The organism is Planosporangium mesophilum, from assembly GCF_016863255.1.
Taxonomy (GTDB): Bacteria; Actinomycetota; Actinomycetes; order Mycobacteriales; family Micromonosporaceae; genus Planosporangium; species Planosporangium mesophilum.
On sequence record NZ_BOON01000005.1, the window covers coordinates 1 to 22,489 of the forward strand.

Below are 22,489 nucleotides of genomic sequence, written 5' to 3' on the forward strand. Positions count from 1 at the left end.
TGACTGACGTGGTGCATGACTGACGTGGTGCATGACTGACGTGGTGCATGACTGACGTGGTGCATGACTGACGTGGTGCATGACTGACGTGGTGTGTCACTGGTGCGCCGGTGCGTCGCTCCGGGTTCCCACGGCGCGGGCCACCCCGGCGACGAAGCTGTCCAGCTCCGCGCGCTCGGCCAGGGGATCACGTGACTGCGTCCGCCCGGTCGCCGATGGGGGTGACGTGTGGTCGCCGCACAGGGTCCGGTCGAGGTGCGAGCCCGGTACCCGACGGGTCAAGCCGCCGTGGGATGGGGGCGGCTGGTCGGCGCTGTTCTCCGTGTCGTGGTCTATGACGCTGTGGTCCGTGACTTTGTGATCCATGACGCTGTGATCCATGACGCTGTGGTCCGTGGCGCCGTCGACCGTGGCGAAGGCGGGCAGGTGGCCACCCGGTTGGCGGCGGGTCAGGCCGCTGCGGGTGAGGACCGGTGTCGGCGCGGCCGGTGCCGCGGGGACGGACGGCAGGGCGACCGGGATCGGCATACCCGGCCGCACCGGCCGCGGGGACGGGCGGCCGTCGGTCGCGGTGTCGTGGACGACCGCACCGGCGGTCGCCTCCAGCTCGTGCGGATCGAACCAGGTGAAGGAGTTGTCGGGTTCGCAGGCTCCCCAGTCCGACAGCTGTACCAGCTCACGGGTCTTGTCGGCGCGGGGATCGTAGCGGCCGTGATCGAACGCGACGTGATCGTAGCGGCCGTGATCGTACGGGCCGGCATCGTACGGGCCGGCACCGTAGGGCCCGGTGGCCGGCAGCGGCTCCGGGAAGCCCTGACGCGGCAGTACGCGCCGGGTCGTGAACAGCGCCGACGGGATCTGGATCTCCACGCTCACGCCGTGGCCGGGACTCGGACGCAGCTGGACCCGCAGGCCGTGACGGCGGGCTATCCGGCCTACGACGAACAGACCCAGGACGCTGGTGGGCGCGACGTCGAGGCGTTCCCGATCGATGAGCCGACGGTTCTCCTCGGCGAGGCGGTCGGCGGGGAGGCCGATGCCGTGGTCGACGACCGCGATCTCACAGTGGCCGGCGAGCCGCGCGTACACCTCGACCGGCATGCCCGGCGGCGAGAAGGCGGTCGCGTTCTCCAGCAGCTCCGCGAGCAGCAGCCGAAGGTCCGGTACGAGCTGGGGCAGGATCGTGACCTCGCAGACGGCCGCGATGCGTACCGCCTGATACCCCTCGATCTCGGCGACGGCCGACCGCACCACTTCCAGCAGCGGCGCCGCGGCGCTGATCGGCTCGTCCTCCCGGATGCCGGACACCACCAGCAGGCTGTCGGCACTACGGCGCAGCCGGGTGGTCAGGTGATCGAGCCGGTACAGCTGGATGAGCATCCGCTCGTCCTGCTCGTTGCGCTCGAACTCGTCGATGAACGCGAGCTGGCGAGCCACCAGCGCACGGGTACGACGGGCGATGTTGGCGAACATCACCGCCACGTTGCGCCGGCTGGCGGCCTGCTGCTCCATCAGTCTGGCCGCGGTGGTCTGCACCCGGTTGAACGCGGCCGCCAGCGAGCCGATCTCGTCGCTGCTGTGGACCTCGACGATGGCCAGCGTCGGTGGTCGCGAACGGTCGGCGGCGTCGAGGTCGGTGGCGTCGCTGTCCGCGACGCGTACCAGCTCGTCGCGGGCGAGATCGGCGACGAACGTGGCCGCCGAGGTGAGCCGCCGCAGCGGTAGCGCGACCGAGCGGCTGACCCGCACGCTCAGCCACACCACCCATACCAGCAACGCGATCGCGAGGCCGATGAGCGTGGCCGCGGCCAGCTCGGCCGACGTGGCTCGGGTCTGCGCCCGGGCCGCGGTGGCGTGCACGACCCTTTCCTGGAACGCGCCGGTCTGGGTAGCGGTGGACCGGGCGACCGCCACGACCTCGGTCAACGGGGCGGGCAGCCCGCCGCCGTCACCGACCTCGGCGATGAGCTCCTCCAGGCGTACGTGGTTGCTGCCGCGCTCGAGCTGGTCGAGCATGGCCACCGCTGCCGGCTCGCCCTGCTGGCGGAACCGGTTCACGTCGGTGGCGTGCAGCGACCGGGCCTCGATGGCCAGGCCGGCCGCGCCCCGCCGGTCGGCGACCGACACCAGCAGTGCCGACGCCATCCGGTGGGCCTCCTCGTCGCTACGAAGGACCGCGTCCAGCGCGCTCATCTGCCGCAGCCCCACCATGTCGGCCAGCGGCTGGCTGGTCAGCTCCAGCGCGTTGATGAGGTCCACGATCCGGCCGTGATAGGCCTCCTGCACCTGCATCGCGGCGGCGGTACCGGCGGCGACCTGCCGCCGGACCGGGTCGAGCGCGGCGAGCTGGCCGACGGCCTGGCGCAGCCTGGGGGTGCCGTGCTCGGCCACCTCCTGCGCCAGGTCGCCGGTGGTCGCGGCGAGCGCCGCGTACCCGCTGTCGTCGACCTCCGGACTGGCCAGCGAGCAGAGGGCGAGCAGCCGCTCCTGCTGCAGTACCTCGATCACCTCGGCCACCTCGCGCGCGTACTGCGCGGAGTTCACGGTCGCGGCGGCCGAGATCGCCGAATCGAGGCGGCCCACCACGAAGGGCACGCCGGTGAGGACGAGAGCGGCGAGGGGGACCGTCAGCAGTACGCTGAGCTTCTGCTGGACGCTCAACCTATCTAACATCGCCCACCTGTTCCCGCCGGTGGGCCCGTACCGCCCGGCCCACATGCAGCAGTTCTTCGGCCGCAGTTGGATCCGGCGGATGGGCCATCGCCATTCCCGGATGTGTCATCCCCAGTCGTTCGGGCGCTCCCGCCTCGGCGCCTGCCCCGAGACCGAATCCGGCCCCGAGCCCATTGCCCGGCACGCCGCCGAGCCCGACGCTGCTTTCGGCCAGCACCGGTTGCGGCCGGGCGGGTAGCAGCAGCGACAGGAGAGCGCCGAGGAGCAGCAGGCCGACGCCGGCGCCGAGCATGGTCCAGGTCTGCCGGATCGACAGCCGGTCCTGGCGCTCGCGCAGCAGGGAGTCCAGCTCGGCCAGGCCCGCACCGGCCAGCGGCCGGGTCTGCTGGCGTACCCGTTCGGCGCCGCTGGTCAGGGTCGCGGTGTCGACCCTGGTCAGCGACTGCAGCCACATCGCGGGCGGCACGAACGCGTCCACCGCCGAGGTGAAGGCGTCGAGCTGGCCCGCCAGGTTCGGCCCCATCGCCGCGGCCGTCCCGTCCGCCGTCCGGTGGTCGAGGGCCTTGTGCAGGCTCGTGTTCAACTGCTCACTGGCGACCGAGACCTGATAGCGCGCCACCGACACCCGGGTCTGGGCGCCCTCCGAGGGGCTGCGGTCCGCGATCACCGCCAGGTCCGCCGCGCGCCCCGCGCCGACCAGGACGTCAGGTACCCGCAGCAGCGTGGCGTCCGCCAGGTAATACGTGTCGAGCTGCGGATCGGGTACCAGCCTGGAGGTGTCGCCGATCTTGTGGATCAGGTCGACGGCGAGCGCGACCACCGACGAGTACGCCGCGTACGCCTGCTCGCCGCCCAGGCGCTGCCCCATCAGGGTGGCGATCCGGCCGCGCAGCTCCGACCAGCGCCGGTGCGCGCCGAGCGCGTCGCCGTGGGTGTCGTCGACCCCGTCGACGGCGGTGACCGCGGCGTCGATCTGGGTGGCGTTGGGCTGCGTCCCGCGTACGGCCGCCGACTGGGCGTCGGTCAGCTCACCCACGAGTTGGACGAGCGGTTGCAGGTACGCGACACCGTGCCGCTCCGCCTCCACATCGGACAGTCCCCCGCTGGTGACGCTCCACGACTGTGCCATGACGAAGACGAACAGCGCGCCCGCCGCGACGACAACGGCGAGGCGACTGAGGACGTGCGAGCCCCATCGTCTCGGCACGGCGGCGTGGATCCGGTTGGACATGGTGGTCTCCCCTTCCTGACCGGCTGGCGAAGCGGCCTGGCGTTGCGAAGCTGTGCTGCGGATCGGATCGGGCTCGGCTCGGACCCCGGAGACCGCTGCGGGCGGCGCGGCGCTCGGTACGCGCGGCACCCGCGCCACCGCGACGGTTCAGCGGTGCCGGATCCGGGCGACGGCCGAGGCAACAGGTACGGGTACCGGAGCGCCGGCGCGGTCACGCCCGGCCGTGATCTCGCCGGCCTGGCCGCGCTCGGAGGTGATCTCGTAGGCGGATTCGCCGTGCTGCGACAGGTCCAGCCCGACGGCTTCCTCCCGCGGGCCCACCCGGTTGCCGAGCAGCCGGTTGGTGAGACTGCCCAGCAGGCCGGTCAGCACCAGGGAGTACGCCACGACCGCGCACAAGGTCACGAACTGGGCGCCCATCAGCCGGTACCCGCCGCCGTAGAAGAGCCCGTCTCCGCCGTCGGGATTGACCATCGTGGTGGCGAACAGGCCGACGGCGAGCGTGCCGACCACGCCACCGCCGAGGTGGACGGCGACCACGTCGAGCGAGTCGTCGAGGTTGAACCACGACTTCAGGCCGACCGCGAGCTGGCAGATGGTACCGCCGAGCAGGCCGATGGCGATCGCGCCGAGCGGGGTGACGTACCCGGCCGCCGGCGTGACCGCGACCAGGCCGGCGATCGCGCCGGAGGCGGCGCCGAGCGTCGTACCCTTGCCGAACCGGAGCCGCTCGATGCCGACCCAGGCCAGCAGCGCGGCGGCGGCGGCGACCTGGGTGTTGACGACCGCCGTCGCGGCCACGCCGTTCGCGGCCAGCGCCGAGCCGCCGGTCAGCCCGAACCAGCCGAACCACAGCAGAGCGGTACCGATCATGACGAGCGGCAGGTTGTGCGGTCGCTGCTGCTCCTGTGGCCAGCCGCGGCGGCGCCCGAGTACCCACGCCATCGCCAGCGCCGCCGCACCCGCGTTGGCGTGCACCACCGTGCCGCCGGCGAAGTCGAGGACGCCGAGCCGGTGCGCCCAGCCGTTCGGCGCGAACACCCAGTGCGCGACCGGCGCGTACCCGAGCACGGTCCACAGGGCGACGAAGACCACGTACGCCCCGAACCGCCACCGCTCGGCGGTGGCGCCCGTGGCCAGGACGGGCGTGACGATGGCGACCATCATCTGGAACGCCACGAAGGCCAGGACCGGTACGTCGAGGTGGGGGAATCCGGGCAGCCGCCCGGCGGGGCTGGTGATCCAGGGCTCGGCGAGACCGGCGAGACCGAACCCACCCAGCCAGCGACCCGAGCCGAACGCGACCGAGAAGCCGACCGCCACCCACAACAGGCTGACCACGCCCATCGCCGCGAAGCTCTGCATGATCATTCCGAGTACGTTCTTCTGGCGCACGAGGCCGCCGTAGAAGAACGCCACTCCGGGGATCATCACCAGTACGAGGGCGGTGCAGGTCAGCACCCAGGCGGTCGCACCGACGTCCCACGATCCCTGACCAGGGTTCACCTGTTCGTCCTCCTCGCAACGGTGTGCGTTGGTGGACGGGTTCGCCGTGGCCCGACCTTCCCCACCGGTGACGGAAGCCGGCGAGGAGTCTTCAGCTCACTCCCAGTGGTCTATATGACCCTGGGCCACTATAGGCGCGCGTCCACGGAGCGCGCGAGCGTACGGGCGTGAAAAGCTCCACCTGGGACACTCGGCGGATATTTCGTTCCCGGTCTTTCGTTCCCGGAGGCAGCACCCATGGGGTCGACCGCGATCCGGATCGGACCGCTGCTGGCGATCGTGCTCGTCGCGCTGGTCGCGGTGACCACCCTGGTGGCCTGGACCGGCCGACTCGGCACCGCCCGGGCCAGCCTCACGGCGTCGGTACGAGCCACCGTCCAACTCGCCGCCGTGTCGCTCGTCATCGTCGCGGTGCTCCGGTCCGCCTGGCTCACGGGCGGGTTCGTCTGCCTGATGTACGCGGTCGCCACCGTCACCGCGGGCCGGCGGATCCTCGGCCCAAGCAGCCGTCGGGACAGCGGCCGTCGGGACAGCGGCCGTCGGGACAGCGGCCGTCGGCGCTATGCGGGCCTGCTGGCCGGCGTCCCCATCGCCTGCGGGGTCGCCCCGATCCTCGCCGCGCTGCTCACCAGCGGGCTCGTCCCGGCCCGGCCGGTCGCCGTCGTACCGATCGCGGGCATCCTGATCGGCGGCGCCATGACGGCGACCGGACTGGCCGGCCGGCGGGCGCTCGACGACCTACGAGCGCGGTTCGGCGAGTACGAGGCGGCGCTCGCACTCGGCTTCACCGACTCGCAGGCGCGTCGCGACCTCTGCCGCCCGGCAGCCGCGCAGGCCCTGTTCCCCGCGCTCGACCAGACCCGCACCGTCGGGCTCGTCGCCCTGCCCGGCGCCTTCGTCGGGGTCCTGCTCGGCGGGGGCGACCCGGTGCAGGCCGGCGTCGCACAGTTGCTGGTGCTGATCGGGCTCCTCGCGGTGGAGACCGTCGGGGTCCTGGTGACCATCGAGTTGGTCGCCCAGGGCCTCCTTTCCGGCCGGGACTGACCCGCCGGCTCGATTCGTACGACCGGATTCGTACGATAGCCCAGGTACGCAGTGAGGGAGGTTCGGTGACCGAACGATCGGCACACGGCCGACGGGCCGCCGGCGCCCTGGAAGGCGAGGTGCTCGGCGCCCTGTGGGCCGCGGACGGGCCGCTCACCCCGACCCAGTTGCAGGCGGCGCTGGGCACCGGGCTGGCGTACAACACGATCCACACGATCCTGACCCGGCTGCAGGACAAGGGCCTCGTGGTACGGGTACGCGAGGGTGGGCGCAGCGGGTACCAGCCGGCCAAGGACGCCGCGCAGGACGCCGCGGACCGCATGCGGACCGTGCTCGAGGGTGGCCGCGACCGGGCCCAGATCTTGCAGCGCTTCGTGACCGCCCTCAGCGCCGACGACGAGCGGGCGCTGCGGGCCGCCCTCGGTGAGGACACCCCGGAGTAGCCGCACTTTTCCCTACAGCGTGTAGGGTTTCGTCGTGCGCGCCCTCCACGACGCCGTCCTCGCGGTCAACCCGCTGGACGCCAAGTCGCTGATCCGGTCCTTCGGGCTGATCGGCATCCTCGCCATCCTGTTCGCGGAGACCGGCCTGCTGGTCGGCTTCTTCTTCCCGGGTGACTCTCTGCTGTTCCTGGCCGGGATCGCAGCCTCCCCGGTGGCCACCGACATCCTGAACGTGGCACCGCTGTCGCTGCCGGTGCTGCTGGTCGGCGCGCCGGTGTGCGCGATAGCCGGCGCCCAACTCGGGCACCACCTCGGCGCCCGGTACGGCGTAAAGATGTTCGACCGCCCCGACTCGCGACTGTTCAAGGCCGAGTACGTCAAACGGGCGGAGCACTACTTCAACAGGTACGGGCCGGCCAAGGCCGTCACGCTGGCGCGCTTCATCCCGATCGTGCGGACGTTCATCAACCCGGTCGCCGGGATGCTCCACATGCCCGCCCGCCGGTTCCTGCTGTGGAACATCGTCGGCGGCGTGCTGTGGACCGACAGCGTGCTGCTCATCGGCTACCTGCCGGCCCGCAAGCTGCGCGACACGATCGGCGCGGCCAACATCGACAAGTACCTGCTGCCGGTGGTCGCGCTCATCGTGATCATCTCGTTCGTACCGATCGTCATCGAGGTCGTGCGCAACCGGCGCGAGGAAGGGCGGATGGGATGAGCGGACACCTCACGTACCCGGAGGCGATCGTCATCGGCGCCCTCCAGGGCATCACCGAACTGTTCCCGGTCTCCAGCCTCGGCCACAGCGTGATCCTCCCCGCGCTGCTCGGCGGCCGCTGGGCCCAGGACCTCAGCGTGTCCGCGCCCGAGTCGCCGTACCTGGCGTTCATCGTCGGCCTGCACGTCGCCACGGCGGTGGCGCTGCTGGCATTCTTCTGGCGGGACTGGGTCCGGATCATCTCCGGGTTCTTCACCTCGCTGCGGTACCGACGGATCCGGACCACGGACGAGCGCCTGGCCTGGATGATCATCATCGCGACCATCCCGGTGGGCGTGACCGGCCTGCTCCTGGAGCACACCTTCCGTACCGTGCTGGGCCGGCCGATCCCCGCGGCGATCTTCCTCGCGGTCAACGGTGTGATCCTCTACTGCGCCGAACGGCTGCGCCGTCGCGCCGCCGCGGAGCGGGCCCCCGCGCCCACGATGGCGACCGTGGCGGGCGGTTCGGCGGATGCCGAGGGCGTCGTCTCCGACCGGCGGATCGCCGCCCGTACCTTCAAGGACACCACGCTGATCGGGTGCGCCGAGATCCTGGCGCTGCTTCCGGGCATCAGCCGCTCGGGGGCGACCATGGCCGCCGGCCTGCTGCGCGGTCTGTCCCATGAGGACTCGGCCCGGTTCTCCTTCCTGCTCGCGACGCCGGTCATCTTCGCCGCCGGCGCACTCAAGCTGGGCGACCTTTTCGGCCCGCTCGGGGAGGGTATCCACGGCCAGGTCCTCGCCGGCAGTGTCGCCTCCGGCGTCTGCGCCTACCTCGCGGTGCGGTTCCTGACCCGTTACTTCGAAACCCGTACCCTCACCCCGTTCGCGGTCTATTGTCTGGTCGCCGGCCTGGGGAGTCTGGGCTGGCTGAGCCTCGCCTGAACCAGCTTGGGGTCATGACACGACGAATACTGCTGCGCGCGGCCGTGGTGACTGTGCTGGCCGCGCTCGCGATCCCGGTGTCCTGCGGTCGGGTACCGGCGCACCGGCCGCCGACGGTCTCCCCTGGTGTGGTGGTCCCGTCACCTCCTGACCGCGGTGGCGGGATCCGACGACCGGACCACGTGGTGGTCGCCGTCTTCGAGAACAGGTCGTACGGGCAGGTGGCCCAGGACCGCAACGCCCCGTACCTGAACGCCCTGATGAAGCGGGCGGCCGTCTTCACCGAGTCGCACGGCGTCGCGCACCCCAGCCAGCCTAACTACATCGCGCTGTTCTCCGGTTCCACCCACGGCGTCACCGACGACCACTGCCCGGTCGACCTTGACGGCAAGCCCAACCTCGGCCGTCAGTTGCTCGACGCCGGGCTGAGCTTCACCGGGTACTCCGAGGACCTGCCCCGGGCCGGGTTCCGGGGCTGCTCACACGGGAAGTACGCGGCCAAGCACAACCCCTGGGTCGACTTCAGCAACGTGCCGGCGAGCGCCAACCAGCCGTACAGTTCCTTCCCCGCCGACTTCGCCAAGCTGCCGACCGTGTCCTTCGTCGTCCCCAACCTGTGCAACGACATGCACGACTGCGGTACCGCCACCGGTGACGCGTGGGCCCGGACCCACCTCGACGCCTACCTCCAGTGGGCGGAGCGGAACAACAGTCTGCTCATCGTGACGTTCGACGAGAACGACGGCAGCCCGCGCAACCAGATCCTCACGCTCGTCGCCGGCGCCGGGGTGAAGCCCGGCACCCACCCCGAGCAGGTCGACCACTACCGCGTCCTCCGTACGCTCGAGGCCTTCTACGGTCTGGCCCCGATCGGCAAGGCCGCCGGTACCTCCCCCATCACCAGCATCTGGCGATGAGAGTGGGCCGGCGGCCGGGTAGCCGATCAGGCGGTTACGCGGTTACGCGGTTACGCGGTTACGCGGTTACGCGGTTACGCGGTTACGCGGTCAGGCAGTCGGGGACGGTGTGGTCGGGGACGGTGTGGCCGGCTGCGTGGGCGTCGGCTGGGCCGGCGCGGGAGTTCCGGGCGCGGCGGGCGGCGGCGGTACCTTCGGGCCACGCCGGTGCTCCGGGCCGTACCTTCCGTCCTCGCCCGACCCACCGGGGCCGCGCCGCTCGTCTCCCGACCGGTCGTAGCGGCTGATGCGGTGGTCGCCGCCACGCTCATCGCCGTGCGAGACAACCGCACCGGCGATGAACCCGCAGCAGCCGATGACACACGCGACGACAAGGGCGAACCCGGCCAGCCAGATCCCGGGGCGACCGGGCAGGCGCCGGTACCAGGCGGTCAGCCGGTTGCCGCCTGCCGGCGGCGGTGGCGGTGGCGGGCTGGCGTGAGCGCCGGCCTGGGCGCCGGGCTCGGCACCCGGCTGGCTCGGCGATTGGCCCTGCGGCTGTGGATGATCAACCGGCGGTATCGCCTGCGTGTCATCGGTGGCGCCCGCAGGCTTGTCAGCAGGCTTATCAGCAGGGGGGTTGGTCACGATGGGCTCCTGAGTCGAGACTTCGATCTGGTAACGACAGTCGATCTGATTCGACAGTGCCGGTAGTCCCTAAGGGCAGCCGAGGCCGAAGTTAAGAATCAGATGAAAACCCGTCGATCAGCGGTAGCCGTACCGTCAGCAGCGCGCCGCCCATCGCCGAGCGCCCCACAGCAACCGTCCCGTGATGCTGCGCGACCGTCTGCGCGACGATCGCCAGCCCGAGGCCCGAGCCGGGCATCGACCGCGCGGCGGACGCCCGGTAGAACCGCTCGAAGACCCTGGGAACGTCCTCGTCGTCGATACCCGGCCCGGAGTCCGCGACGGTCAGCACGGCGCCGTCCGTACCGGTCGACAGCCGGACCTGGACCGTACCTCGCGGCGGGCTCCACTTCGCGGCGTTGTCCAGCAGGTTGAGGACCATGCGCTCCAGCGCCACGGGCCGGCCGGCGACGAGGGGAAGGCGCGCACCGGTCTCGACGGCACCCTTCCCGAGCGCGCCTTTCCCGAGCGCGCCTTTCCCGAGGGCGCCTTTCCCGAGCGCGCCTTTCCCGAGCGTGACGTCGAACGTGACGTCGGGCGCGCGCAACCGGGCCCGCTGCACCGCCGCGCCCACGACGTCGGGCAGGTCGACCTCCTCGACGGGTTCCGGGCTGGCGTCCTGACGGGCCAATTCGACCAGCTCGTTGGTCAGTTGGGTCAGCTCGACGACCTGTTCCTCAAGATCTTGAAGAAGTTTCGCCCGGTCCTCGGCCGGCAGCAGCCGGCCGGTACCCCCGACTCCGGTGTCGGCCCGGATGAGCAGTTCTATGTTGGTACGCAGGCTGGTCAGCGGCGTGCGCAGCTCGTGGCTGGCGTCCTCGACCAGCATCCGCTGCCCCGCCCGCGAGGATTCCAGCGCGGCCAGCATCGCGTTGACCGAGCGGGCCAGACGGGCGATCTCGTCCTCGCCGCTGACCGGAATGGCGGCCTGCAGGTTCTGGGTGGCCGCCACGTGCTCGACCGCGCCGGTCAGCCGCTCGACGGGCGCGAGGCCCGCGCGGGCGACGGTACGCCCGAGCATGGCGGCGCCGGCGACGCCGGCCAGGCAGCCGACCGCGAGCAGTACGCCCAGCTCGCCGAGGGTCTGGTCGGTGGGGCCGCGGGCGATCGCCACCTGCACCGCTCCACCGCGCGTCGCCGGTACCGTGAGCATCCGGTAGGTCATCGGACCCACCTCGACCTCTTCACGCACGGCCGGCCGCCGGTCGACGGCGACCGCGCGGGCTCCGGGCGTCACGGGCAGGACCGCCACGGCACCGTCCACGGGCACGCCGGTACGGTCGAGGATCTGCCACCGCGGGCCGATCACCCTGCGACCGTGGAACACGTCGGCCGGGCGGCCCCCCGGACGGTTTCCGGGGATGCGCTCCCCGGGCACGTTGTCGTCCGGAATCGTCTGCGCCAGCGACGGCGGCCACTGTCCCGGCTGGGCGGCGATCGCGGTCGCGTCCGTAGTGAGCTGCGCGTCCAGCTGCCGGTACAGCTCGGCGCGTACGGCCAGCCAGGCACCCCCACCGACGGTCACCACCGCGACCGCCACGGCCGCCGCCGCTATCAACGACAGCCGCGACCGCAGCGACAGCCGCGCCCACCGCTGCATCAGCAGCCGACGGCCGGCAGTCAGGGCGTTGATTCGGGGGGACTTCACAGCGGCTGCTCCCGTAGGACGTAGCCCACGCCGCGGACGGTGTGCAGCAGGCGCGGCTCGCCGTCGGCCTCGAGCTTGCGGCGCAGATAACCCAGGTACACGTGCAGACTGTTGGAGGTTTCGCCGAAGTCGTACCCCCAGACGTGCTCGAACAGGATCGGCCGGGTCAGCACCTGGCGGGGGTGGCGCAGGAAGACCTCCAGGATCGCGAACTCGGTACGGGTGAGCCGCATCTCGCGGTCGCCCCGTCGCACCTCCCGGGTCGCCGGGTCGAGAGTCAGGTCGGCGAAGGCGAGCACGGCCGCGCCGGTACCCGCCCGCGCGGGCTCGACGGACTCGTTCGGGCCGGTGAGCAGAGATCGGCGCAGCAACGCCCGGAGCCGCGCCAGCAACTCCTGCAGGGCGAACGGTTTGACCAGGTAGTCGTCCGCGCCGGCGTCCAGGCCTGCCACCCTGTCCCCCACGCTGTCGCGCGCCGTGAGCATGAGGACCGGAATCAGCAGCCCCTCGGAGCGCAGCAGCCGGCACGCCTCCAGCCCGTCCATCCGGGGCATCATCACATCCATGATCACCGCGTCGGCGACAACGGTGTCGGTTTCCTGGCGGCGGATGAGGTCGACAGCGGCAAGTCCGTCCTCCGCGACAGCCACCTCGTACCCCTCGAAGCGCAGGGTTCGCGACAGCGAGTCGCGTACTGCGGCCTCGTCGTCGACCACTAAAATCCGCACCCGGGCACTCCCGTTCTGTTTCTCGTACCGCGCTTGCTGGTATCGCGCTTGCTGGTACCGCGCTCTCACGCAGAAGTCGGCGCCGCTTCCGTAGCCGATAAACCACCTGATGCGCAGCGTACGGCCCCGTGGTATCCACCCGACCGCCAGAACCTCAGCCCGCCATAAGAGACGCATAAGAAAGCGGTAGGAGCGCGCCCAGAGGAGCGCCCCGAAAGCTGGCATGGCATCCGGCACGCCTAGGCTTGCATTGACCCTACAAGTTGTAGGAGAGTCGGCCACCGGTCGTTCAGCCGGGCACCAACCGGACGTAACGCGGCCACGGCACAGTGGCCCGTCACCGGTCCACACGATTCGGTCGCCCGCTCGTCCACTCGATCAACAACACTCGATCAACAACGCTCGATCAATAACACTCGGTCAATAGAAGGAGTGTCATGGCGGCAGCGACCGTGCAGCGCCAGCGCACCGGACCCTGTTCGGTGGGACCATGACCGCGCAGACCGCGCCTGGGCATATCGGGGCCGGGCATATCGGGGCAGGGCAGGTCGGGGCCGGGCAGGTCGGGGCCGGGCAGGTCGGGGCCGGGCAGGTCGGGGCCGGGCAGGCGGGTAATCGGCCGGTCGTCATCGTGTCCGCCAGCATCGGGGCCGGCCACGACGGAGCCGCCGCCGAGCTCGCCCGGCAACTGCGCGCTGCCGGCGTGACGGTCGAGTGCCATGATTTCCTCGACACCCTCCCCGGCGCGTGGGGCCGGCTCGTCCGGGGCGTCTACCGGGCCGAGTTGACCGTGGCACCGCGAACCTGGGGATGGGTCACGAACGCCACCGGCGGCCGGACGATGTCGGCCCATACCTCTGCCGTGCTCAGCCACGCGGCCGGTGAGCGCATGATGGAGGCGATCGGCGGCAGCCCCACCGTCGTGCTGTCGACGTACCCGCTGGCCAGTCAACTGCTCGGCCGGCTGCGACAGGAGCGTCGGCTGACCGTACCGGTCGCCACCTTCCTGACGGACATGTCCGTGCATCCCCTGTGGATCGCGCCCGGCGTCGACGCGCACCTCGCGCTCCATCCGGTACCCGCGGCGCAGGCCCGGTCGCTCGGCGCCCGCAACACCCTCGTCGCCGGCCCGGCGGTGGGGCCCGCGTTCCGCCCGCGCCGTAACGACGGCGAGCACCTGGCGGCGCGGCTGGCCTTCGGCCTGCCGGAGTGCCCGCCGCTGGCCCTGGTGGTGGCCGGCTCCTGGGGCATCGGGTCGGTTGACCGCTCCGCCCGCGACATCGCCGACACCGGCCTGGCCGTACCCGTCGCGGTGTGCGGGCACAACGAGCGACTGCGCAGGCGGCTGAGTCGCGACGAGCGCATCGTCGCGCTCGGTTGGGTCGACGACATGCCGAACCTGATCCGGGCCTGCGATCTCGTCGTCCAGAACGCGGGCGGTCTGACCTCGCTGGAGTCGCTGACCTCGGGCGTACCCGTGGTCACCTACCGTTGCCTGCCGGGCCACGGCGAAACCAACGCCGCCGCACTGGAAAAAGCGGGCTGGGCGGACTGGGTACGCCGACCCCGGGACCTGCGCGCGGCGCTGGCAAAGGCCCTGGCCGCACCCGCGCCGTCGATCATCGATCGCTGTCGCGCCGTCGACATGATCCTGGGCATCGCGGCGCGGCCTGAAGCACTGCCGGCCTGAAGCACTGCCGGCCTCAAGCACTGCCGGCCTCAAGCACTGCCGGCCTAAAGTACTGCCGTGAAGCGCTCCGCTACCTCATCCGCTACCTCATCCGCGGGATCCGTGCTCGCCGCCGGCGCCGCGTTGATGCTGGCCGCCCACGCGGCTCCCGCGCTGACCTCGATCGCACCTCTGCGCCGTCGACTGTTGCCCGGGCTCTCCGGCCAGGGCCGACCCGACCACGTGGCCCTGACGTTCGACGACGGACCGGACCCCCGGTCGACCCCCGCCTTTCTCGAACTGCTGCGCGCCCAGGGCGTACGGGCAACGTTCTTCCTGCTAGGTGAGATGCTCAGCAGGGCACCGGACCTCGGAGCGGAACTCGTCGCGGCCGGGCACGAGGTAGCCGTGCACGGCTGGCGGCACCGCTGCCTGCTCGTACGCGGTCCGCGCGACACGTACGACGACCTCGCCCGGGCCCGCGACCTCATCGGCGCCGTCACCGGCCGGCAACCGCGATGGTTCCGGCCGCCGTACGGGGTGCTGACCACTTCGGCGCTGCGCGCGGCTCAGCGGCTCGGTCTCACGCCGGTGCTCTGGACGGCCTGGGGACGCGACTGGGAGGCCGGCGCCACCCCGGAGTCGATCGTGGCGACGGTCACCGGCCGGTTGTGCGGCGGCGGGACCGTCCTGCTGCACGACTCCGACTGCACCTCGGCGCCGGACTCCTGGCGACGCACGCTCGCTGCCCTACCCGCCGTCATCGACGGCGTCGGCGCCCGGAACCTCCGGATGGGACCACTAGCCGACCACGGGGTCGTCAGTTCCAGATCCCACTGATCGCCGAGGCGCTGCACGAGTTCGCGGTGCAGGCCACCCCGTACATGTCCTGCAGGGTACGCAGGACTCCGTAGTGGGTGACGCGCTGGCTCGACGCCATCGTCCTGACATGCTGTCCGACCAGCACAGTCGGGATGCGGTTGCTGGCGCTGTGGTCGTCCTCGTCGAACGTCAACAGGAAGACGCTGTTGTGGGTTCTGGCCCACTGCACGTACCCGTCGAGATTCCGCTTCACCCACGCGTCACCGGTCGCGACGCTGCAGTCGTGCATGTCGTTGCACAGGTCCGGAATCACGAATGAGACCGTGGGCAGCTTCGTGTAGTCGGTCGGGAAGCGCGTGTACCGCAGGTTGGCGGAGGCCGGGACGTTCGTGAAGTTGACCCAGGGGTTGTGCTTGCGGGCGTACCGGCCGGAGGTGCAACCGGTGTAGCCGTCCGAGGGCATGCCCTCCGAGTACCCGGCGAAGGTCCGACCGGCGGCCAGGAGTTGCTGCCCGAGGTTGGAACCGCCGTACGTGTGCGGGCAGGAGTCGTCGGTCAGCCCTTGGGGCGAGCCGGAGTAGAGCGCGAGGTAGTTCGGCTCGCTCGGGTGCGTCACGCCGAAGGACTGGGTGAGGTTCGCCCCCTGCGACACCAGGGAACTGATGTACGGCGCGTTCGAGTTCTGGATGACCTGCCCGTACGCGTGGTTCTCCAGTACGACGATCACGACGTGGTCAGGCCGTGGCGGCGCCGCGGCGGCGGGAGCTTCGTTGGTGCCGACCGTTACGACACAGGCTCCCGTCAGCAAGGCGACCAGCATCGTCGCCTTCTGCTTGAAACGCATCAGCGTCCTCCCTTCGGCACTGTCCGCCCGGAGCATGACATGCGCGGCTAAACAATTGATAGATGCTAGTAAATATAGTGCCAAGACTGGATGTCAGGCATGGGCAACTGGGAGGCCTGGGTGATCGGGGCCTGGGTGATCGGGGCCTGGGTGATCGGGGCCTGGGTGATCGGGGCCTGGGTGATCGGGGCATGGGCGATCACTTCGACCACTGCGGAGGCAACGCCGTGCTGGCCGGTCGGCCGATCCTGGTACAGGCGACCGAGTACGCGGCCGCCCGTACCGAGGGGTACACCGTGCTGGGGCTTGTCGACTTCCCCGGGGTGACGTACCGGGAACTCGACGGCGAAGCCGAGGTCTAGCTGTACTGCCCGGACAGGTTGGTTAGCCGGCTGATGGGTGATTGGTCGCCGATGGCGGTATGCGGTCGGTGATGGTTGTAGTGGTGCAGCGTGGGGGCCCTCCGATCCGTGACGCGACCTCAGGCCGCTCCGCCGACGACGGTGGGCGCCCGGGCCGTGATTTCGTAAGGTCTGCCGTCGGGTCGGGCGACCGTGACGGCGCCCGTCCGGAGGTCGTACCGGATGCTCCAGCCGGCCTCGTGGACCAGGCCATGGTGGAAGCGGCACAGCAGGACGAGATTGTCCAGATCCGTGGGGCCGCCGGCGGCCCACGACCGGATGTGGTGAGCGTCGGTCCACGCAGCCGGGGCGTGGCAACCGGGGAAGCGGCAACCGCGGTCGCGGGCGTACAGCGCCTTCCGCAGCCAGTGCGGCACGAGCCGGTACGCCCGGCCCACGTCCAGCGGCCGGCCGTTCGCCGGGTCGGTGATGACACGCCACACGTCGGCGTCGCAGGCGATGCGCTGGGCGACCGGGTCGGGAACGTCGCCGACCCACTCCAGATGCGCCGGCTCGGGACTCCCCCGATCGATCAGGTTCTCCGGAGTGAGCAGCAACGCCACCTGCGGGCGCGCCCCGCCGACGGCCGGTGCCGCGCCCTCGCGCGGGACGCCGCGGGCCAGTTCGACCAGAGCGTCCGCGCGGCGCTGCGCCGGGGTACGCAGCTCGTCCGGGCCGGGCGCGCCCATCAGTGCGTCCAACGCGGCCGTCAATGCCGCGCCGCCTTCGGGATCGAGCTGACCGCGCACCAGCACCATGCCGTCGAACGGCGACAGGGTGACGCCGCGTCGGGCGAAATCCCTGCCCGCGTCAGGCTGGGCCCCGTCTGGGTCGACATGAACCAGCACCCGCCCACACACCCGGCCCAGATCGAAAGGGTCCAGTCGGCGTGCGGCCTCGACCAGCACCGTCTCCACCTCGGCCACCCGGTCGACTCCGACCCGCTCGGACAGACGCTCCACCCGATCCAGATGCTCGGCCGACACGTCCCCGCCCGCCGCCGCGGCCGCCAGCTCCGCCAGCTGCCGGCACAGCCGGGCCCGCTTGACCTGGCCCGCGGCCGCGTGCCCGGACAACCGCCCGAAGGCCCGTAACCACGCGGCCGCGGTCCGGCAGCCGTCCTCGACGGACAGGCCCCGACGGTCGAAGCTCTCCACCCGGCGGGCGAGCTCGGCATTCACCCGGTTCACCACTGTCAAGAGCATCAGCAGCTGGGCCCGAAGCTCACCACCGGACAGGGCGTCGACGTCGTCGTCAGCCAGGGCATCCAGCCCGGCAGTCAGCACCTCAATCGAACGCATGTGCTAATCGTACCGATCCGCGAGCCCCCCGGAGTGCCAACTTTGACGACCCGGTCAGGGCGAAGACGACCCGAAGACGACCCGGTCAGGGCGAAGACGACGCGGTCAGGGCGAAGATGTGGAACCGAGCAGCGGAACCAGGCAGGAGCACAGCCCGAGCAGCACCAGGACGGCCATCATCGCGATGAGAATCGGCATGCCGTTGTACTTCTGTGGCGGCGCGCCGAGGGAACCCCGGGAGAACGCGACGACCGGTGCGCGGTACTCCAGTTCGACCATCTGTCCCGGCGCCAGGCTGACGGCGGTGTCGGCCGGCCCCAGCCGCGGCGGCAGAAAGTACGGAATGTAGACGTCCACTCGGTGGTCACCGGGCGGGACCGGGATCACGGCGCGCCCCCATTCCACGGCGATGGGGTGTCCGTTGATATAGACCTTGGGCTTGATGAAGTGGAAGAGAAACGCCATCGGCATGAACTTGGTCGTCAGGGCGATCGCCGCGCCCGGATGCGGTGCGCCACCGGGTGCGGCTTGAGGCGCCGGGTATCCCTGCGGCTGCCCCGGCTGACCGCCGTAGGGCTGCTGCTGCGGCGGGTAAGCCGGCTGCCCGCCATAACGCTGAGCACCATAGGGCGACTGCGGACCGTGCGAAGGCTGAGCACCATAGGGCGGCTGCGGACCGTGCGAAGGCTGCGCACCGTAGGGCGGCTGGCCACCGTGCTGGGGCTGCCCGGGCCACTGCTGGCCACCCGGTTGCTGCGGCATGGGCGGAACGCTCACATCGTCTCCTCTCGAAACCTGCCGCCCGCACGCTACCGGTCGAGTGGACCGCGCGAGTTCCCCTCTGCCCGCGACCAGGACGCTCGGCGAACGGCCCCGGGCGCCGGCCACATCCGACGCCACGGGGACCGTTCGCGGTACCTACGACTCGAGCAGGCCCTGCATACGCAGCCGGCGGAGCCAACCGGTGGCGGTGTGGCGGGGTACGCCGTAGTGCCGGGCGAGCGCGGTGGTCCCGCCGACCTCGCGGTACGCGGAGAGCAGTTCGTTCGCCTCCGGCATCCGGCGGTACGCGCGTCGGCCGTTGGGCGACTGCGTCACCGCCGTCTTCTCCGCCTTGGTCTGGCGTGAACGGGCCGGCGCCTTCTTCGCCGGCGCCGTGCGGGCCGCCTTCTTCGCGCGGGACGACCGAGCGCCGCGCGCCGATACCGATGCCGACGGCTGCGGCGTCTCGACCGGCTCGTCCGACGCCTCGGGCACGAGTACGGACTCCGGACCCGAAACCTGCTCGACCGCCGCCGACTCGCTCGTCGCGGGCTGCGTCGGAAGGGACTCCGCCGGAAGGGACTCGACCGAAGCGGAAGCAGGCTCGGAGTCATCCGACGACGCGAGAGCGGTCGGCGCCGAGGGTACGAGCGCGGCGATGAGCTGATCCAGGTTCAGCGCCGGCAGTTGCCGCGGGAAGATTCCGCCACCCTCCGCCGCTCGTACGGTCAGTTCGGTGATGCGGGCGCTGCCGGAAGCCGTGTCCACGCGAATGGTGGTTTGGGCGGCAGTCTCGTCGTTGGACATGATGGTGATGGTGTAGCCAGCCACGGTGGGGCCTCCATGGAGGTGAACAAATCAGTCGCCGCCCGGTGGGAGGACTCGGGTGGCGACGACAGCCGAGCACGAGTACTTCGTGATCAATCAAAGTCTGCCATGATCGGACAGCTTTTATCCAAGGGGGTGCAATCGTTTCCAGCCGTTCGCGCCGACTTTTCAACCGGTCCTGATTCTCGGTAAACGGCTTGTCACACCTGGTGTACAAAATGGGCGGACCAAAAAGCGAAGCCGCCCGCAAACGATGCCACGCACAGCGGGGAAACCAGCACCGAGCGAAACCGGCGCCGCGAAGCCGCCGACAACCGCGAAGCCACCAACGACGCCCGAGCCGCCGACAACCGCGAAGCCACCAACGACGCCCGAGCCATCAACGCCGAAGCCACCAACGCCGAAGCCACGCCGAAGCCGCAACAACGCGGCTCCGACGTGGACAGCGCAACCGGGGGCAGTCCCCGGCCCTACGAAGCGGGATACGAAGCGGGAACGGCGAGCCCCGCCAGGACGAAATCCGCGATCTCGTCGGCCAGTTGCCGCGGCGACTTCGGCCCGTCGGGCTGGTACCACCGCGGCAACTGGTTGACGATGCCGAACACGATGAGCGTCACGGTGTCGGCCGATGCCACCGACGCGAACGCGCCGTCCGCCTGCCCGCGCGCCACCAGGTCGCGGAACACCTCGTGGTACCGGCGCCGCTGCGCCTTCAGCGCCGCCATCGGCTCGGCGCTCAGCTTGTGCATCTCCCGGGCGAACACGGCCGCCTCGGCCAACCGCTCGGTGGTCGTCTCGACCAGGTCGACGATGACCGCACGGATCACCTCGCCGGGCGTACCACCGGCCCCGAGGATGCGGTCCAGATCGGCCAGCTGCTGGCTGATCAGGCCGTGGTAGATCTCGTACAGCAGGTCGTCCTTGGACCTGAAGTAGTGGTACATCGCGCCCTTGGTGACCGCGGCCCGCTCGACGATCTCCTGCACCGAGGTGGAGTCGAACCCCTTCTCGGCGAACAGGTGGACCGCCGCGGCGACCAACCGCTCCTGGACGGAGCCGGGAACGACGGAGCCGGGAACGACGGAGCCGGGAACGACGGAGCCGGGAACGACGGAGCCGGGAACACGGGCGCCTAGCGCCATCTGGACAGCTCCCGGCGCGCCACCGAGCGGCGGTGCACCTCGTCCGGCCCGTCGGCGAGCTGGAGGGTACGGGCGTGGGAGTACAGGTTGGCCAGCGGCGTGTCCTGGCTGACCCCGGCCGCACCGTGCGCCTGGATGGCCTTGTCGATGACCCACCGCGCGGTCTCCGGCGCGACCACCTTGATCGCCGAGATCTCCATCGCCGCGCCCTTGTTGCCGACCGTGTCCATCAGCCAGGCGGTCTTGAGGACCAGCAGCCGGGCCTGCTCCAGCCGGATGCGCGCCTCGGCGATCCACTCCTGGACGACCCCGTGCTCCGCGATCACCCGGCCGAACGTCGAGCGGGACAGCGTCCGCTTGCACATGAGCTCCAAGGCCCGCTCGGCCATGCCGATCAGCCGCATGCAGTGGTGGATGCGGCCCGGCCCCAGGCGGGCCTGGGCGAGCGCGAAGCCCTCGTTCTCAACACCCAGGAGATTCGAAGCGGGTACCCGGACGCCCTCGAAGAGGATCTCGGCGTGACCGCCGTGCGAGGCGTCGGTGTAGCCGAAGACGGTGGTGGGGCGCACCACGGTCATGCCGGGGGTCCCGAACGGCACCAGGATCATGCTGTGCCGGCGGTGCCTGGGTCCGTCGGGGTCGCTGACGCCCATCACGATGGAGACCTTGCAGCGCGGGTTCATCGCGCCGGACGACCACCACTTGCGCCCGGTGACGACGTACGAGTCACCGTCGCGCTCGATCCGGGTGGCGATGTTGGTCGCGTCCGAGCTGGCGACCTCCGGCTCGGTCATCGAGAAGCAGGAACGGATCTCGCCTTCCAGCAGCGGCTTGAGCCAGCGCTCCTGCTGCGCGGGCGTACCGAACATGGTCAGGATCTCCATGTTGCCGGTGTCCGGCGCGGCGCAGTTCATCGCCTCGGGCGCGATCAGCGGGCTGCGGCCGGTCAGCTCGGCGATCGGCGCGTACTCCAGGTTGGACAGCCCGGCGCCGAACTCGGAGTGCGGCAGGAACAGGTTCCACAGGCCCCGCTTGCGGGCCTCCTGCTTCAGCTCCTCCATGATCGGCGGGGAGTCCCACGAGTCCGGGCGCTCGGCCACCTGGGCGGCGAAGGTCTCCTCCGCCGGGTACACGCACTCCCGCAGAAACTCCTCGGCCCGCTGCTGGATCTCCAGCGCCCGCTCGCTGAATGCGAAGTCCATTTCTCTCTACTCCCCTAGAGTCGCGGCCGCCCGCTCGATCAGGCCCGGCACGGCCTGCCCGAACGTCTCGAATCCCGCACCGACGGTCTTGCCCTGCAGGTAGCGGGCGTGGATGCCCTCGCTGATGACGGCGAGCTTGTAGTGCCCGAAGGCGATGTACCAGTCCAGATGCGCGACGTCGATTCCGGTGGATGCCGCGTAGCGCGCTGCAAGCTCCGCCCCCGTCGGAAAACCCTCGGGTACGGACGGAGTCGGCGCCAGTTCGCTGCGGTCGGTGTACACCACCATCAGGCCGACGTCGGCGAGCGGATCGCCGATCGTCGCCATCTCCCAGTCCATGACGGCGAGGATGGTCTTGAGGTCGGCCGAGAACATGACGTTGTCGAGCCGGTAGTCGCCGTGCACGATGCCCGCGCGCGAGGAGTCCGGGATCTCGTTCGCCAACCTCGCCACCACCCGCTCCAGCAGCGGCAGCTCCCGGGTCTTCGAGCGCTCCCACTGCTGGTACCAGCGGCGCACCTGCCGCTCCAGGTAGCCCTCGGGCCGGCCGAAGCCGCCCAGGCCGACCGCCTCGTGGTCCACGGCGTGCAGCCGGACCAGCAGGTCGACCAGGGCGTCCCCGCAGGACCTGGCCTGCTCCGGAGCCACCGGGTCGGCGCCACGCAGGACCACGCCGTCGACGTACTCCATCAGGTAGAACGGCGCCCCGAGCACCTCGGCGTCCTCACACAGCAGCAGCGGCGTCGGTACCGGGAAGCCGGTCGCCGAGAGCGCGCCGATGACGCGGTACTCCCGGGCCATGTCGTGCGCGGAGGGCAGCACGTGCCCCAACGGCGGGCGACGGACCACGACCCGCCGCGCCCCGCCGCTCAGCAGGTAGGTCAGGTTGGAGCGGCCGCCGCTGATCACGGTGGCGGTGATCGGGCCGGTCAGTGCGGCGTCCGTGGCCCGCTCCAGGTACGGGGCGAGCCGTTCCAGGTCGAGGCCCGGTGGACTGTCATCGATTCCCATCGCACTC

Annotated in this window: 21 protein-coding genes; 8 read left to right on the forward strand and 13 right to left on the reverse strand. The window is 70.9% G+C overall.

The window, feature by feature from the left end; translation table 11 throughout:
* Positions 1-96: 96 nt before the first annotated feature.
* The 3 genes from Pme01_RS02485 to Pme01_RS02495 all read right to left on the reverse strand — a co-directional run bounded on the left by Pme01_RS02485 (position 97) and on the right by Pme01_RS02495 (position 5,410).
* Positions 97-2,673 (reverse strand): sensor histidine kinase, encoded by a 2,577-nt coding sequence (locus tag Pme01_RS02485; RefSeq protein WP_168112861.1) that lies wholly within the window; start codon positions 2,671-2,673, stop codon positions 97-99.
* Positions 2,663-3,904 carry a hypothetical protein gene (locus tag Pme01_RS02490; RefSeq protein ID WP_168112860.1) on the reverse strand — a complete coding sequence of 414 codons (1,242 nt, stop codon included), beginning with the start codon at positions 3,902-3,904 and terminating at the stop codon, positions 2,663-2,665. The genes Pme01_RS02485 and Pme01_RS02490 overlap by 11 nt, the downstream gene beginning before the upstream one ends.
* A 147-nt stretch (positions 3,905-4,051) precedes the next feature.
* Positions 4,052-5,410, reverse strand: coding sequence for an ammonium transporter (locus Pme01_RS02495; RefSeq protein WP_203935396.1), 1,359 nt, complete (start codon positions 5,408-5,410; stop codon positions 4,052-4,054).
* Between the two features lie 237 nt (positions 5,411-5,647).
* Here Pme01_RS02495 and Pme01_RS02500 point away from each other — a divergent pair, with 237 nt between their 5' ends.
* From Pme01_RS02500 to Pme01_RS02520, 5 genes are all read left to right on the forward strand, one after another.
* A complete protein-coding gene (locus tag Pme01_RS02500; protein WP_168112859.1) occupies positions 5,648-6,454 on the forward strand; it encodes an ABC transporter permease in 807 nt (268 codons plus the stop codon).
* A 65-nt stretch (positions 6,455-6,519) separates the two neighbouring features.
* Positions 6,520-6,897: a BlaI/MecI/CopY family transcriptional regulator gene (locus tag Pme01_RS02505; protein WP_168112858.1), complete on the forward strand. Its 378-nt coding sequence runs from the start codon at positions 6,520-6,522 to the stop codon at positions 6,895-6,897.
* Positions 6,898-6,931: 34 nt separating this feature from the next.
* On the forward strand, positions 6,932-7,615 hold the full coding sequence (locus Pme01_RS02510) for a DedA family protein (protein ID WP_239087974.1): 684 nt from the start codon (positions 6,932-6,934) through the stop codon (positions 7,613-7,615).
* On the forward strand, positions 7,612-8,541 hold the full coding sequence (locus Pme01_RS02515) for an undecaprenyl-diphosphate phosphatase (RefSeq protein WP_168112857.1): 930 nt from the start codon (positions 7,612-7,614) through the stop codon (positions 8,539-8,541). Before Pme01_RS02510 ends, Pme01_RS02515 begins: the two co-directional genes overlap by 4 nt.
* A gap of 14 nt (positions 8,542-8,555) precedes the next feature.
* Positions 8,556-9,458: an alkaline phosphatase family protein gene (locus Pme01_RS02520; protein ID WP_168112856.1), complete on the forward strand. Its 903-nt coding sequence runs from the start codon at positions 8,556-8,558 to the stop codon at positions 9,456-9,458.
* A gap of 90 nt (positions 9,459-9,548) precedes the next feature.
* Here Pme01_RS02520 and Pme01_RS02525 read toward each other — a convergent pair whose 3' ends face one another.
* The 3 genes from Pme01_RS02525 to Pme01_RS02535 all read right to left on the reverse strand — a co-directional run bounded on the left by Pme01_RS02525 (position 9,549) and on the right by Pme01_RS02535 (position 12,500).
* Complete coding sequence (locus tag Pme01_RS02525; protein WP_168112855.1) at positions 9,549-10,085, reverse strand: hypothetical protein; 537 nt, start codon at positions 10,083-10,085, stop codon at positions 9,549-9,551.
* Between the two features lie 91 nt (positions 10,086-10,176).
* On the reverse strand, positions 10,177-11,772 hold the full coding sequence (locus Pme01_RS31360) for a sensor histidine kinase (RefSeq protein WP_275408486.1): 1,596 nt from the start codon (positions 11,770-11,772) through the stop codon (positions 10,177-10,179).
* On the reverse strand, positions 11,769-12,500 hold the full coding sequence (locus Pme01_RS02535; protein ID WP_239087975.1) for a response regulator transcription factor: 732 nt from the start codon (positions 12,498-12,500) through the stop codon (positions 11,769-11,771). Before Pme01_RS02535 ends, Pme01_RS31360 begins: the two co-directional genes overlap by 4 nt.
* 490 nt (positions 12,501-12,990) lie before the next feature.
* Here Pme01_RS02535 and Pme01_RS02540 point away from each other — a divergent pair, with 490 nt between their 5' ends.
* Both Pme01_RS02540 and Pme01_RS02545 read left to right on the forward strand, forming a co-directional pair.
* Positions 12,991-14,190, forward strand: coding sequence for an MGDG synthase family glycosyltransferase (locus Pme01_RS02540; protein ID WP_168112853.1), 1,200 nt, complete (start codon positions 12,991-12,993; stop codon positions 14,188-14,190).
* A gap of 57 nt (positions 14,191-14,247) precedes the next feature.
* A complete protein-coding gene (locus tag Pme01_RS02545) occupies positions 14,248-15,009 on the forward strand; it encodes a polysaccharide deacetylase family protein (RefSeq protein WP_239087976.1) in 762 nt (253 codons plus the stop codon).
* Here Pme01_RS02545 and Pme01_RS02550 read toward each other — a convergent pair.
* Positions 14,990-15,835: an alkaline phosphatase family protein gene (locus tag Pme01_RS02550; protein WP_239087977.1), complete on the reverse strand. Its 846-nt coding sequence runs from the start codon at positions 15,833-15,835 to the stop codon at positions 14,990-14,992. The genes Pme01_RS02545 and Pme01_RS02550 overlap by 20 nt on opposite strands.
* A gap of 191 nt (positions 15,836-16,026) precedes the next feature.
* On the opposite strand from Pme01_RS02550, the gene Pme01_RS02555 reads away from it, so the two are divergent.
* Positions 16,027-16,197 (forward strand): MBL fold metallo-hydrolase, encoded by a 171-nt coding sequence (locus Pme01_RS02555; protein WP_203935397.1) that lies wholly within the window; start codon positions 16,027-16,029, stop codon positions 16,195-16,197.
* Between the two features lie 119 nt (positions 16,198-16,316).
* Here the strand turns inward: Pme01_RS02555 and Pme01_RS02560 are convergent, their stop codons facing one another.
* The 6 genes from Pme01_RS02560 to Pme01_RS02585 form a co-directional block, all read right to left on the reverse strand.
* A complete protein-coding gene (locus Pme01_RS02560) occupies positions 16,317-17,537 on the reverse strand; it encodes an HNH endonuclease signature motif containing protein (protein ID WP_168112851.1) in 1,221 nt (406 codons plus the stop codon).
* A gap of 105 nt (positions 17,538-17,642) precedes the next feature.
* Positions 17,643-18,314 carry a polyadenylate binding domain-containing protein gene (locus Pme01_RS30745; RefSeq protein ID WP_239087978.1) on the reverse strand — a complete coding sequence of 224 codons (672 nt, stop codon included), beginning with the start codon at positions 18,312-18,314 and terminating at the stop codon, positions 17,643-17,645.
* A gap of 141 nt (positions 18,315-18,455) precedes the next feature.
* Entirely contained in the window at positions 18,456-19,130 is a 675-nt protein-coding gene (locus tag Pme01_RS02570; RefSeq protein WP_168112850.1) for a hypothetical protein, read from the reverse strand.
* 467 nt (positions 19,131-19,597) lie between these two features.
* Positions 19,598-20,269, reverse strand: a complete 672-nt coding sequence (locus tag Pme01_RS02575; protein ID WP_168112849.1) for a TetR/AcrR family transcriptional regulator — start codon at positions 20,267-20,269, stop codon at positions 19,598-19,600.
* Positions 20,260-21,471 carry an acyl-CoA dehydrogenase family protein gene (locus tag Pme01_RS02580; RefSeq protein ID WP_168112848.1) on the reverse strand — a complete coding sequence of 404 codons (1,212 nt, stop codon included), beginning with the start codon at positions 21,469-21,471 and terminating at the stop codon, positions 20,260-20,262. Before Pme01_RS02580 ends, Pme01_RS02575 begins: the two co-directional genes overlap by 10 nt.
* 6 nt (positions 21,472-21,477) lie before the next feature.
* A complete protein-coding gene (locus tag Pme01_RS02585) occupies positions 21,478-22,482 on the reverse strand; it encodes a phosphotransferase family protein (protein ID WP_168112847.1) in 1,005 nt (334 codons plus the stop codon).
* Positions 22,483-22,489 lie beyond the last annotated feature (7 nt).

Excerpts from the sequence above, each read along its gene's own strand:
- Pme01_RS02580 (WP_168112848.1), bottom strand. The coding sequence starts at position 21,471 with ATGGACTTCGCATTCAGCGAGCGGGCGCTGGAGATCCAGCAGCGGGCC.
- Pme01_RS02490 (WP_168112860.1), bottom strand. The coding sequence starts at position 3,904 with ATGTCCAACCGGATCCACGCCGCCGTGCCGAGACGATGGGGCTCGCAC.
- Pme01_RS02500 (WP_168112859.1), top strand. The coding sequence starts at position 5,648 with ATGGGGTCGACCGCGATCCGGATCGGACCGCTGCTGGCGATCGTGCTC.
- Pme01_RS02585 (WP_168112847.1), bottom strand. The coding sequence starts at position 22,482 with ATGGGAATCGATGACAGTCCACCGGGCCTCGACCTGGAACGGCTCGCC.
- Pme01_RS02560 (WP_168112851.1), bottom strand. The coding sequence starts at position 17,537 with ATGCGTTCGATTGAGGTGCTGACTGCCGGGCTGGATGCCCTGGCTGAC.
- Pme01_RS02555 (WP_203935397.1), top strand. The coding sequence starts at position 16,027 with ATGGGCGATCACTTCGACCACTGCGGAGGCAACGCCGTGCTGGCCGGT.
- Pme01_RS02485 (WP_168112861.1), bottom strand. The coding sequence starts at position 2,673 with ATGTTAGATAGGTTGAGCGTCCAGCAGAAGCTCAGCGTACTGCTGACG.
- Pme01_RS02575 (WP_168112849.1), bottom strand. The coding sequence starts at position 20,269 with ATGGCGCTAGGCGCCCGTGTTCCCGGCTCCGTCGTTCCCGGCTCCGTC.
- Pme01_RS02550 (WP_239087977.1), bottom strand. The coding sequence starts at position 15,835 with ATGCGTTTCAAGCAGAAGGCGACGATGCTGGTCGCCTTGCTGACGGGA.
- Pme01_RS02520 (WP_168112856.1), top strand. The coding sequence starts at position 8,556 with ATGACACGACGAATACTGCTGCGCGCGGCCGTGGTGACTGTGCTGGCC.
- Pme01_RS02515 (WP_168112857.1), top strand. The coding sequence starts at position 7,612 with ATGAGCGGACACCTCACGTACCCGGAGGCGATCGTCATCGGCGCCCTC.
- Pme01_RS02540 (WP_168112853.1), top strand. The coding sequence starts at position 12,991 with ATGACCGCGCAGACCGCGCCTGGGCATATCGGGGCCGGGCATATCGGG.